Below are 11,224 nucleotides of genomic sequence, written 5' to 3'. Positions count from 1 at the left end.
CAGAGCAGTCTTCCTGTCCGAAGGACTCGGCCACGCCATCTTGTCCCTGGAGGACAACTCGACCGTCATGTACCTGTGCAGCCTCGAGTACACCCCGGCGTTGGACCGCGACATCAACCCCCTCGACCCCGCGCTGGGCATCGACTGGCCCACCACCGCCCGCGACGGCACACCCCTGACCTACGAGCTCTCCGACAAGGACACAGCCGCCCCCACCCTTGCCGAAGCCCTCGAACGCGGAGATCTGCCGGGCAACTCAGAGTGACATTTGGCGTCGGCGCGCGGTGGGCAGGCCGTGCCGTCCCGGGAGCCCAGTCCGTCACGTCGCTGCGGCCTATTGGCAGCGTGGCGAGCGCTGGAGCGGTTGTGGGCGTTGGCTAGAAGCGCGATAGTTCCACATCGTGTTCAGAATCACGTCAACTGTCGTTCGCTAAGGCTGAGAACTATCGTCTCTTCCGGGTGCAGCAGGTCGTCGATGACAGGAATCATCTAATCCGACCAAACAATTTCGGCCTATTCCCTCAGTGAGTAGTCACAATGGGGAATCTGATTGTTTGTTCGCGTCAATCAAACAAATGAATTGGCGCTGATGCCCAACTGGTCTTGTCCGCTGCACGGAAATGATCGAGCTATGTAACGATTGAGCCACGCAGTGTCGCGGTATGCGTGTACGAACGGACGAGGAGCTCGAAGCATGGAGATACAGGATTATCTGAAAATCCTGAAGGCGCGGTGGATCATCATCGCTGTCACCGTGATCGTAGCGATCCTGGGGGCGTTGGGTGCGTCCCTGTTGACAACGCCGCTGTACGAGTCGAGCGCACGGATGTTCGTCTCGACATCCGGTGGTGCCACAGTGACCGAGACGTATCAGGGCAACCTGGCCTCGCAGCAGCTCGTAGCGTCATACTCAGAACTTGCCACCAGCGAGGCGCTGGCTGCCCGGGTCTTGGCTGTACTCCCGCTAAACTTGACCGCGAGTCAATTGGCGGCGAAGATCACGGCGACGTCGACACCAGACACCGTATTGTTCAATCTCAGTGTCACTGATTCCTCCCCCGCCCTCGCTCGCGATATAGCGAACGCGACTGCGGAGGAGCTGACCGCCCAGGTCCGGGAATTGGAAACACCTGAAGACGGTGGTACTCCATCAGCCGGTGTGAAGGTTTTCCAGCAAGCCACCGCGTCGTCCAATCCGGTCAGCCCGAATACCAAGCGAAACCTCGCCCTCGGAGCGGCCGTTGGCCTGTTGCTCGGTATCGCACTTGCGGTACTGCGCGATCGTTTGGACAACACCATCAAGAATCGTCGGGAAATCGAGTCGATCTCCGGCAAGGCACTGGTCGGCACCATTCCGTTCGACAAGGAGCGCAAGACTCATCCGGCCGTCGACTTTCAGGATCTTGCCCAATCATCCAGCGCCGAAGCTTTCCGTGAGCTCCGCACCAATCTGCAGTTCCTCGAGGTCGATCACCCGCCGCGCGTCATCGTCGTCACCAGCGCTATTCCGAGCGAGGGCAAGACGACCACAGCCGTGAACTTGGCGATCTCACTTGCAGAGGCCGGGCACCACGTCGTTCTGGTCGAGGGGGATCTGCGTCGTCCCCGCATCTCGAAGTACATGGGTCTCATCGGTTCGGTCGGTCTGAGCACCGTTCTCGCTGGACAGGCCAAGGTGGACGAGGTGCTGCAGCCGACCAGGTATGAGGGTCTGCAGGCCTTGGCGTCCGGCCCGCTGCCGCCGAACCCGTCCGAGCTGTTGGGCTCGGAGGCGTCTCGTTCGCTGATGGTGGAGCTGCGCTCCAAGTTCGATTACGTCATCGTCGACGGCGCTCCGCTGTTGCCGGTCACCGACTCGGCCGTCCTCACCACTCACAGCGACGGCGCTCTTCTGGTAACTCGTTACGGGCATACCAAGAGCAATGAATTGTCCAGGGCCATCGGCAATCTCGAAACCATCGGGGCGCACGTCCTGGGTGTGGTGCTGGCATTGACGCCCTCGAAGAAGGGCGACATGTACAGCTACTCGTACAACTACTCGGCCGATTCAAGCCTGCCGCGGCAGACGGCACCGCCGGTTCCCGCGCCGCAGGCCCCGGTTGCAGCGCCGGCTCCTCCGGTTGTTCCACCTACTCCCGCCGCGGCACCTGTTGCGCCACAACCCGCGTCGGTGCACTCCGGATCAACCCAGACAGGATCAGCTGCGCCGAGCGCAACCACCCGTACGGCAGCCCCTGCCGCTGCGCCGTACTCTCGGGCACGTCGCCCCGAGGTACCCGGCGAGGTGCCCAGGAACGGCGTCGAGAATCCCGGTCTGAGGAAATGAGTACTGGGCGATCGTGTCCATCACGATCGCCCAGAACTTCGCCTGGGCCGTCCACTCGCGCCAATCACAAGTCCCGCAAGAGTCATCGTGGCGAGTATGACTGGCGTCGTGACATTCGGTACCTGAGCGGCGACGGCGACGGCGAACAGTAGCTGAACCACGGCCGTCACCTTGACGGTGATGCTGGGTTCGCTCTGCTTCTTCTTGCTCATGGGTGGGCTCCTGACCTGTGGATTTGGATTGCCAGGCCGAAGTTACACCCTGCGCGTGCCATGAGAATTGTTCGGTTACAACGCATTCGGGCGTCGTGTGCCGCACCGAAGAGGCACTCGACAAACGTTATGCGCCCGTTTTCAGAGGAATGTTCGTAGATCATCGGCCGGTCACGTCGAGCAGCGCGTTGGCCGAATTTGGGCGCATAACGCGAGGTATGCACCGCGACCGAGTCGGCAATTCTAGGTCGAAAGTTCATTCGACTGAACGACGTCAAGGGCTGTCCGAGCCGGACTGGCCGGTGCGTCGAGCAGTTCCATAGAGTGACGCGAGACGGGAAGAGGGCGAGGGCTCGGGATGTCGGTGCGTAGTTTCGTGAAGACCGTGATCGCGGGATGGCGCATCATCGCCGTATCCATCGCGCTGTCGATGGCGACGGCGTTCGGAATCTCCTCGCTGATCACACCGGTGTATGAATCGCGCACTCAGATGTTCGTCTCCACCTCGGGGTCGACTTACAGCCCTGATGTGTACGAGGGCAACCTGTTCTCGCAACAGGCGATTCCGGCGTATGCGGGATTGGTCATTAACGAGGCTCTGGCCTCGACAGTGATCGCCGATCTGGCGCTCGATCTCACTCCGGCGGAGTTGGCCGACAAGGTGACGATGACTTACTCGCCAGAGACCGTTGTGTTCGACATCGTCGCCACCGATACATCGCCGGCGGTCGCGCGCGACATCGCGAACACCATGGCCACAGAACTGAGCGCAGTGGTTGCGGACCTGGAGGCTCGTGAGAACGGCGAGCCGCCTTCGGTGATGTTGAAGATGGTCAGGCAGGCCGAGGTGTCGGACGCACCGATCCTCCCGAACACCCGGGCGTATCTGGTGGGCGGAGCAGCAGTGGGACTGATCGTCGGAACTGCGTTGGTGCTCGTCCGTCACCGCTCGAACGGGGCCGGACACTAGGCGCGTCGCGCGACCGCCGACACTGCCCGGGCAAGTGCGTCGGACAGTTCGCTCTCGCTGGTGGAACGAGCGGACAGGTCTCGATCGTCGAACACGGCCTGGGATGCACCGATGGCGAAGAGGATTCTCCAGGTGGCCTCGGCATCGGCGTCGCTCGTTCCGAACCTTGCCGACAACCAGCCGGTCACGGTGTCGGCCAGTTGGTGGTTCGTGCGAACTATTCGCGCGGAGAACAACTCTCCGTCGGTCGTGTTGCGGGACTGGATGAAGAAGGCGCGCATCGCACCCCGGTGTTCCGAGAACACCGCAAGCGCGGCGTCGGCGAGCATCCGGACAGCTCGGTCATCGTCGGGTTCTTGTTCGGCGGCTGAAAATGCCGCTGCAGCAGCGCGCTCGATGCGAGTCAGAACATCTTCCTGGGCTGCCATCAGCAGACCGGTTCGATCTCCGAACCGGTGGTAGATGGACCCGTTGGACCCGCCGTAGCGCTGGGCGACGGCAGCAATCGTCACTGCCTGTAGGCCACCCTCGTGCAGCAGCTCGATGGTGGCTGCCACCATTCGCGCAGTGGATCCTTCGCTTCGGGACTGCACCGGCGTGCGCACGTTTCTATGGTAGTCGGCTGGGAAAGCTTGCCAAATTAGAGCGAGCATTCTATTTTGAGAATATGGCGACGATCACATTGCGCGGGCAGCAGTTCGGCGGGGTTCCCAGAAATCACTGGAGGCAGGTCAACGATTCACTCGACCCGGATACCGACTTCGTGCAGATCTACCGCAACCTGGCTGTGCACGAGTTCCCGTGGGACATCACGCAGGCGTTGTCTTTTGCGCTGTTCAGGACGTTCGCAGTACCCGGCATCGGCAAACTGCTCGACGAGACCGGTGCATTCACCGGTGCCACTCAGAAGCGTTACGACGACACGGTGCTCCTTCTCGAGGTGCCGTTCCTGCGCGGCTTCGACGACGAGCAGGGTCGTGCCGCGATCCGCCGGATCAATCAGATGCATCGAAGTTACGACATACCCAATCACGAGATGCTCTACGTGCTCGGGACTTTCGTCGTGGTGCCGCAGCGCTGGATATCCAGATGGGGTAAGCGGCCTATGTCCGACGTCGAAGTACGAGCATCGGTCGGATATTTCCGAACTCTGGGCAAGCGCATGGGGATCTCGGACATGCCCGACTCGTTCGAGGGCTTCGCGCAGTTGATGGACAACTACGAAGCGGATTATTTCGCCTTCGATCCCGGTGCTCGACGCGTCGCCGACGCCACCTTGGACCTACTCGCCTCGTTCGTCTCACCTGTCCCGAAAGGGATCGTTCGAATTGTGAGTCTCGGTCTCATGGACGCACCGCTGCGAAATGCGTTGGGCTACAACCATCCTCCCGCCACGTTGGAACGGCTCGTCACCGCTGCGATGCGTGCGCGAGGACATGCTCTGCGACTGTTTCCTGCTCGCCTCACGCAGCGACGCAACGCCGACTCGCAACGTATGCGGTCCTATTCGGAAGGGTTCGATGTTGCCCAACTCGGCACGTTTCCTGGCGGGTGCCCTGTGCGTACGGTCGACGCACGTCCGACTCGGAGCGCTCGCGCTACGTGATCTTCACCGGCGATCGAGTGACGATTCTCCTGCAAAGACAGTGGGCATTATCGGTCGAGCACTAGTCGGAGCAGTGCACAGTCAACTACCGTCCGGTGTGTGGAATTAGGAAAAACCGGTTTCGGAGATCGAATCAACGCACTGTTGACGCAGCATGCCGACAAGGCCGGCGAGTCCCTTAATACCTATGCACGTCGGGCGATCATCACTCGGCTCGTCACGGAACTCGAACGAGAGTCCTCGCCGGAGGTGGCCGCCGTGCTGGCGGACGCCCGTAGCTTCGAATCCGAGAGCATCGAGTTGTCCGATCTCGATTCGACGTCTCCCCAGCGGACGCACTTGCTCATCGACGATGTGGACAGGGTCGCAGCCGCACGAGCCACGGGCATGATCGGCAGTCCTCGTGACGAGCAGTTCGACAAACTGGCCCGGATGACATTGCGAGCGATGGGAGCGCAGGGAGCATCGATCTCGTTCGTCGACGATCGAACGCAATTCATCAAAGCCAGCGTTGGAACCACGGGAACAGCAGCGCAGCCGCAGACTGTGGCGGTGGAACGGTCTGCGTGTCGTGTCGTTGTGGAAACCGGAGAAACGCTGGTGGCCCCCGATATCAGAGAGCATGCGCTACTGAGGGATCACGCGACGTCCGATCTGGTCGCATACATGGCAGCGCCGATCAAGTCCGAAGCAGGTTTCACCGTCGGGATGCTGGATGTGTGGGACTACCGGCCGCGCAAATGGACTGCCGGTCACGTGAAGACCCTCGAAGACATCGCGTGGCTCATTCGTAAGAGAATTCCCTTCTAGCAGTTTGTTTTTCGGTGATGGCAATACTGCCGTTGGTCGCCGAAAACCCGTGGAGAGTGATAAATGTTTGGTGTTTCGAAATGTCGAATGCCGAACGGCTCGAGCGCTCGGCTGGCATGAAGATCGGAAGGACCGTGCATCGTGCCGAATTCTCACGGAACAGCGATGACGAGATCGACAACGCCGCACTCGGTGAAGGTGCGTTTCGGGAGGAACGTATCCGATCGAATTCGTATCGACCCGGTCAGCCCCATCGCCGCCGTTGTTGTCGACGTGATCGCCGCAGTCATCGGCGTAGCCGAAGGTCTTCACTTGCGGCCCGGCAGTGCCGCAGCGTTGGGTTGGCACCCATGGCTGTTCGTGCCCACGCTCCTTGTGCTCCTTGCCTCGAGAAAGCTCTACCGGCGGGGGCTTCGACGCAATTTCATCGATGAAATCGGACCGGTTCAAACCGCCGTGGCCTTTGCAACTCTGATCACGCTCGCCCTGATTCTGGCAACGGAGCCGTCCTATGCCCCAGGCCCGGTCATGATTCGAGTCTGGCTGTGCGCAGCAGCCGCACTCGCGATCGCGTGTCTGGCCCGTGCGTGGATAGAGCGCTGGTTTCGAACGAAACACCACTCGAGTGCGCCCACCCTCATCGTCGGTAGCGGTCCCGTATCAGAGCAACTGGCGCACAGAATGAATCAGTTTTCCGAATACGGGATGAATCCCATAGGGACGATCGACTCCGTCTCCGACGTAAATCCCGGAGTGCACCAGGAACTCTCGAACCTTGGGACACTCACCGACCTGGCTCGGATCGTCCGAGTACATCGGGTGGAAGAAGTTGTGTTTGCGTTCGCTTCCGCTCCCCACGAAGAGGTGGTAGCAGCGATCCGTGCAGCACAAAACGCCGGTACTCGCGTCTGGCTCGTGCCTCGCATGTTCGACACCGTCGGCGTGCACGCTCATATCGAGCATCTCGGAGGGTTGCCCTTGATGGTCTTGCATCATGTCGATCCGAGAGGCTGGCAGTTCGTTCTCAAGGGCGTACTGGACAGGCTCGGCGCGGGAATGGGTCTACTTCTTCTGTCGCCGGTCTTCCTTCTGCTCACGGTGCTCGTGCGGTTGAGCTCCCCAGGCCCCATCTTTTTCGCACAAGAGCGAATCGGCCGCGATGGGGTCCCCTTCGACTGCTTGAAATTCCGGTCGATGCGGCCACCGCGGGACTCCGATGCCGATTTCGTTCCGGCCGAGGGGGCAGCACCCGGCGGAGTGGAAGGCGTGGACCGACGCACCAAGATCGGCAAGATCATGCGGCAGACCTCACTCGACGAGCTTCCTCAGCTCATCAATGTGCTTCGCGGCGACATGAGCCTGGTCGGACCCCGTCCTGAGCGCCCGGAATACGTAGACCTGTTCGCTGCGCAGATCAGACGCTACGGAGAGCGGCATCGCGTCCAGGCAGGTCTCACCGGATGGGCTCAGGTGCACGGGCTGCGGGGCCAGACCCCCATCGCGGATCGCGCGGAATGGGACAACTACTACATCGAGAACTGGTCCATCTGGCTCGATATCAAGATCGTGTTTCTGACCTGCATTGCAGTCCTGAAGCGATCGGAAGACTGACCGGCGTACTCGGTCGCACGCGCATCGTTACACCCGGTCCATTCCCGCTGTGTGGGTCGGATCGATGAGGAACAGGCTGCTGCCGTCCAATCCGTCTCTGCGGTGGATGTTTCCGCGTAATCCGGCTTCGACCAGTCGTACCGCGATGTCGTAGATTTCCTCGAGGCGATCGTCGGTGAGGTCGGGCCTGATCGCGAGATGGATTTCGTCGCCGATGTGGCGCAGTACCGCCTGGAAGCTCGGGCTCACCGCGCTGTAGAGCTCCTCGCACTGAACCAGCAACGCGTCGGACATCACGAAGTCGTCCTCGGCTCCGAGCAACGGCATCACACCGAAATCCTCGAGAAGATCGATCAGCTGCAGGGCACTACGGCCGGCCGCCGTCGAACGATCGGCCAGCACACCGGATTCCACTTCCTTCGTCGTGAAGATCAGTGTCGCTTCGGCGCTGGGATCGAGCAGACCCAGATCGGCGCGCATCGCCTTGAGCAACAACGAATGCATTCTGGTGATGTACGCATGCTCGCTCTGCAGACGTTCGTGGGCCGGGGCGGGGATTCCGGTTTCGGGAGCCAGTGGGGCGAACACCCGACGATCGATGCCCGTGGACAACTCCAGCGCCAACGGATGGACGCGCCTGCGCGCCACCACCAATGCGGCAGTGAGCGCCAGATTCAGCTGGTCGTATGCCTTGTCCAATGCCCGAGTCGCAGCTGTGAGATCACCGACCGGCGTCGAAACCACCGCCGCCGAAATCTCCTCGGCCACAACTCGATCGACGTTCGACAGCGCGAAGAGCAGTTCCTGGTAACGGGCGGTCACCTGGTCGCGGTTCCACGAGTCGCTGTCACTGGACTGGCGTACCTGCCGATCGACAGCAGTGTGCAGTGCCGCCACCTCGCGGGAGATGACGTCCTCGTTCGCACCGACTCGACGCACAGTCAAGGCCGCCCACGCAGCACCGAGCGCTGCGATGACGACGACGATCAAGGTCCATACCTGAACTGCCGTGGCACCCGACTCCGAGGCAGCTACGACGCTGGTAGTCATGTGCTACATCATGCCCGAGTGTGTTACACGTTGTCCTTCTTTCGCCGCTCTAACCTGTAGCTGTGACATCCGGTTGGACCTGCGCCGCGATACGACGGGGGTCGTTCTCGGATAACGACTCGATGAGGATGCGTCGTGGATGTGACGCCGGGCCGGTGATGAGGTATTTCTGGCCGGGTCTTACGCGGACTGCTTCGTCGATCACCTCGTCCGGCCACTCGGATTTCGGAGCGGAGTCGGTGTCACGCAATGCGTCGGCGACGATGCGACGTGGATCGTACTGCCGCAGATCCATCGACTCCCATTCCGAACGGCGCATCGGGACGCCCATCTCGTCTTCTGCCGCGGTGCGGGTGGACTCGACGAAACTACGCACGGAGCGCACGGTCCGTGCCAGTTGATGGGCGTATCCGGGCAGGCGCGAGGGGCCGAGTACGAAGCCGGCGATGATCGCTACCAGGAACAGTTTCTCGAAGGTCAAGCCGAACATTATGTGAGCTCCGGTTTCGGTGAAGTCAGGATGCGTCGGGCTGCGCGGCGGTCGTGTATCTCGGTGATCACTGCGGCTGCACCGAACAGGGTGGCCATCGGCAACGCGACCAGGAACATGGACAGGACGTCGGCGGCGGGAGTGACGAGCGCACTGAACAACGCAATTCCGACGACGCTGAGCCGCCAACTGCTACGTAGTCGATGCGCAGAAAGAATGCCGAGGCAGTTCAACATCACCAGCAATGCAGGGAGCACGAAGGCAATACCGCTCGCCAGAACGATCTTCATCACGAAGTCCACGTAGTACGAGGCGTTGAGGATGGTGCTGTCCTGGTCGGAGGAGAAGCCGGCGAGGACGCTGACCATGCGGGGGAAGATGGCGAACCCGAACACGCAGCCGGCGACGAACAGTGGAGCGGCGGCCGCGGAGAAGCCGTAGACGTACTTCTTTTCCCGACGCGTCATGCCGGGGGTGAGGTAGGCGAACAGCTCACGCAACCACACGGGAGACGACACGATGACGCCGGTGAACAGGGCAATCTTGAGTTCGAGATCGAAAGCGCCGGTGACGGTTTCGAAATTGAGGCTGGCCTGGCGGGTGAGGGCGAGTTCTTCGACGGGTGCGCGCAGGATGTCGAGAATCTGATCGGACAGCGCGAATCCGATTGCTATGCCGACGAGCAGCGACACCGCCGCGCGTATCGCGCGGCGACGTGCCTCGCGCATATGCCCCGCAAGAGGCATGGTGCCCCGTGGGGTGGCAGGCAGTGTGGCTGAGCCCTGCGCGGCGGTGGCTGTGCTCACGACGTGTGTCGGTACGGAACCGGCGTGGACGCAGCGTCGGCGAACACCGGTGCCGTCGTGTCGTCACGCGTGGCGGTCTTCTTCTCCTCGCGCACTTCGTCTTTCAGAATGCGCAATGACTGGCCGACACCCTTGGCGAGTGAGGGGAGCTTGGTGGAGCCGAAGACGAGCAGCAGGATGGCGAGAACGATGAGGGCGTGCCAGCCGGTGAGGTTGTGCAACATGGTGTTTCCTTCGGGAGTGTGGGGTGAGGGTGATCAGTTGGTGGGTGCGGATCCGCCGGCCGGGGGAGCGCCGCCGCCCATCGGAGCCTGGCCGCCGCCGCCTCCGCCTGCTCCGCCAGAGGGCGGGGCGCTCATGGTCGGTTCGGTGGTGGCGTCGATGGCCACGGCGAGCGATCCGACGTAGCCGGAGGTGGGATCGCCGGTGAAGGTTCCCATCTCCAGGTCGTAGCCGTCGCCGAAGACGTTGTCGTTGTCGAGACTGCCCATCTGGGTCAGGTTCTTCGCCGAGTCCGGGTACAGGTCCGTCTTCGCCTGATAGATGGTCTCGAGCATGTCCTGGGGGAATGCGACCTGCGATGTGGCGATTGCGTTCTCGACGTTGGTGGCCGACGCGGCGTCGGGATAGACCTCGTAGTGAATGTGGGTCCAGCGGCCGGAGTAGCAACCGGGAACGATCGTGTCGAAGGTGACCGTGCCGTTGGCATCGGCGACCTGAATTCCGCGAAGGTACGTTTCGTCCTCGATGCCCTCGGAGTACATCGAATACTGGCCGGAGGCGTTGCACTGCCACAGGTACACGGCCGCGCCGGTGTAGGGGACGTTGCTGTTCGCGAGGTCGGTGAGGGTGAAGGTGAGCGAGAGGGCAACCCCGCTGACCGTGGTGCCGCCGTCCAGGCTGGACGTGATGTCTCGTCGCACGATTCCGGACTCTCCCAGTACGTTGACGCCGTTCGTGCCGTCGGCCGGGTAGGGGCCGTTGGTCTCCTGGGGGATCTCGGTGGTGGCGCTCGCGGTGGTCGCCGTCGTGGAAGCTGCTGTGGTGGTGCTGGTTCTGGCGCTGGAGGTGCTGGAGCAGGCGGCGAGTGCGAACGCTCCGGCCCCGGCACCGACGAGGCTGAGCACGCGTCGGCGAGTGACGAGGGTGGTGATGTCGAACCCGGCACCCTGATCGACCACTTCCTCATCGGGGCGGTCGAGGAGTCGTCCCTCGTAGGTGGGTCCGGCAGAAAGGTTGGTGGGCTCTGGAATTCGGGGCATCGTCGCTCTCCTCTGAGATGGCATCGGTTCTTTCGGTAGTGCCAATACTCTGGGACGTTCCGGTGAGGACGCTGAACTCTC

At 61.9% G+C, this 11,224-nt stretch carries 13 protein-coding genes; 6 read left to right on the top strand and 7 right to left on the bottom strand.

Annotated elements, in window-relative coordinates; all coding sequences use genetic code 11:
• Together CH271_RS19560 and CH271_RS19555 are read left to right on the top strand one after the other, a co-directional pair.
• Positions 1 to 265: dTDP-4-dehydrorhamnose 3,5-epimerase family protein (locus CH271_RS19560; RefSeq protein ID WP_143546080.1), on the top strand; the 265-nt coding region annotated here is incomplete at its 5' end.
• A 429-nt stretch (positions 266 to 694) separates the two neighbouring features.
• Positions 695 to 2,326 (top strand): polysaccharide biosynthesis tyrosine autokinase, encoded by a 1,632-nt coding sequence (locus CH271_RS19555; RefSeq protein WP_094634671.1) that lies wholly within the window; start codon positions 695 to 697, stop codon positions 2,324 to 2,326.
• Positions 2,327 to 2,346: 20 nt separating this feature from the next.
• On the opposite strand, the gene CH271_RS19550 is transcribed toward CH271_RS19555, so the two are convergent.
• Entirely contained in the window at positions 2,347 to 2,538 is a 192-nt protein-coding gene (locus tag CH271_RS19550; RefSeq protein WP_094634670.1) for a hypothetical protein, read from the bottom strand.
• A 358-nt stretch (positions 2,539 to 2,896) separates the two neighbouring features.
• On the opposite strand from CH271_RS19550, the gene CH271_RS19545 reads away from it, so the two are divergent.
• Positions 2,897 to 3,508 (top strand): YveK family protein, encoded by a 612-nt coding sequence (locus CH271_RS19545; protein ID WP_094634669.1) that lies wholly within the window; start codon positions 2,897 to 2,899, stop codon positions 3,506 to 3,508.
• Here CH271_RS19545 and CH271_RS19540 read toward each other — a convergent pair.
• A complete protein-coding gene (locus CH271_RS19540) occupies positions 3,505 to 4,113 on the bottom strand; it encodes a TetR/AcrR family transcriptional regulator (protein ID WP_179274701.1) in 609 nt (202 codons plus the stop codon). The genes CH271_RS19545 and CH271_RS19540 overlap by 4 nt on opposite strands.
• A 62-nt stretch (positions 4,114 to 4,175) precedes the next feature.
• On the opposite strand from CH271_RS19540, the gene CH271_RS19535 reads away from it, so the two are divergent.
• The 3 genes from CH271_RS19535 (at position 4,176) to CH271_RS19525 (ending at position 7,535) form a co-directional block, all read left to right on the top strand.
• Positions 4,176 to 5,114 carry an oxygenase MpaB family protein gene (locus tag CH271_RS19535; RefSeq protein WP_094634667.1) on the top strand — a complete coding sequence of 313 codons (939 nt, stop codon included), beginning with the start codon at positions 4,176 to 4,178 and terminating at the stop codon, positions 5,112 to 5,114.
• Positions 5,115 to 5,213: 99 nt separating this feature from the next.
• Positions 5,214 to 5,924 carry a GAF domain-containing protein gene (locus CH271_RS19530; RefSeq protein WP_094634666.1) on the top strand — a complete coding sequence of 237 codons (711 nt, stop codon included), beginning with the start codon at positions 5,214 to 5,216 and terminating at the stop codon, positions 5,922 to 5,924.
• A gap of 165 nt (positions 5,925 to 6,089) precedes the next feature.
• A complete protein-coding gene (locus CH271_RS19525; protein ID WP_094634665.1) occupies positions 6,090 to 7,535 on the top strand; it encodes a sugar transferase in 1,446 nt (481 codons plus the stop codon).
• A gap of 27 nt (positions 7,536 to 7,562) precedes the next feature.
• Here CH271_RS19525 and CH271_RS19520 read toward each other — a convergent pair whose 3' ends face one another.
• Genes CH271_RS19520 through CH271_RS19500 form a run of 5 tightly spaced genes read right to left on the bottom strand, consistent with a single transcriptional unit; the run spans position 7,563 to position 11,143 of the window.
• Positions 7,563 to 8,585: a hypothetical protein gene (locus tag CH271_RS19520; protein WP_094634664.1), complete on the bottom strand. Its 1,023-nt coding sequence runs from the start codon at positions 8,583 to 8,585 to the stop codon at positions 7,563 to 7,565.
• Positions 8,586 to 8,634: 49 nt separating this feature from the next.
• Positions 8,635 to 9,075: a preprotein translocase gene (locus CH271_RS19515; RefSeq protein WP_094634663.1), complete on the bottom strand. Its 441-nt coding sequence runs from the start codon at positions 9,073 to 9,075 to the stop codon at positions 8,635 to 8,637.
• Positions 9,075 to 9,881 (bottom strand): twin-arginine translocase subunit TatC, encoded by an 807-nt coding sequence (gene tatC, locus CH271_RS19510; RefSeq protein WP_256986474.1) that lies wholly within the window; start codon positions 9,879 to 9,881, stop codon positions 9,075 to 9,077. Before tatC ends, CH271_RS19515 begins: the two co-directional genes overlap by 1 nt.
• Entirely contained in the window at positions 9,878 to 10,105 is a 228-nt protein-coding gene (locus CH271_RS19505) for a twin-arginine translocase TatA/TatE family subunit (RefSeq protein ID WP_094634662.1), read from the bottom strand. The genes tatC and CH271_RS19505 overlap by 4 nt, the downstream gene beginning before the upstream one ends.
• Positions 10,106 to 10,138: 33 nt before the next feature.
• Positions 10,139 to 11,143 carry a dioxygenase family protein gene (locus tag CH271_RS19500; RefSeq protein WP_094634661.1) on the bottom strand — a complete coding sequence of 335 codons (1,005 nt, stop codon included), beginning with the start codon at positions 11,141 to 11,143 and terminating at the stop codon, positions 10,139 to 10,141.
• Positions 11,144 to 11,224: the final 81 nt, after the last annotated feature.

The sequence above is a fragment of the Rhodococcus sp. 05-340-2 genome (assembly GCF_002258915.1).
Lineage (GTDB): Bacteria > Actinomycetota > Actinomycetes > Mycobacteriales > Mycobacteriaceae > Rhodococcoides.
The sequence above is the reverse complement of the archived record's forward strand: the minus strand, read 5'-3'. Positions and strand labels throughout refer to the sequence as shown.

What these genes read in the sequence shown, in the direction of transcription:
- CH271_RS19505 (WP_094634662.1), bottom strand. Translation starts at nt 10,105, where the DNA reads ATGTTGCACAACCTCACCGGCTGGCACGCCCTCATCGTTCTCGCCATC.
- CH271_RS19545 (WP_094634669.1), top strand. Translation starts at nt 2,897, where the DNA reads ATGTCGGTGCGTAGTTTCGTGAAGACCGTGATCGCGGGATGGCGCATC.
- CH271_RS19550 (WP_094634670.1), bottom strand. Translation starts at nt 2,538, where the DNA reads ATGAGCAAGAAGAAGCAGAGCGAACCCAGCATCACCGTCAAGGTGACG.
- CH271_RS19515 (WP_094634663.1), bottom strand. Translation starts at nt 9,075, where the DNA reads ATGTTCGGCTTGACCTTCGAGAAACTGTTCCTGGTAGCGATCATCGCC.
- CH271_RS19520 (WP_094634664.1), bottom strand. Translation starts at nt 8,585, where the DNA reads ATGACTACCAGCGTCGTAGCTGCCTCGGAGTCGGGTGCCACGGCAGTT.
- CH271_RS19525 (WP_094634665.1), top strand. Translation starts at nt 6,090, where the DNA reads ATGACGAGATCGACAACGCCGCACTCGGTGAAGGTGCGTTTCGGGAGG.
- CH271_RS19555 (WP_094634671.1), top strand. Translation starts at nt 695, where the DNA reads ATGGAGATACAGGATTATCTGAAAATCCTGAAGGCGCGGTGGATCATC.
- CH271_RS19500 (WP_094634661.1), bottom strand. Translation starts at nt 11,143, where the DNA reads ATGCCCCGAATTCCAGAGCCCACCAACCTTTCTGCCGGACCCACCTAC.
- CH271_RS19535 (WP_094634667.1), top strand. Translation starts at nt 4,176, where the DNA reads ATGGCGACGATCACATTGCGCGGGCAGCAGTTCGGCGGGGTTCCCAGA.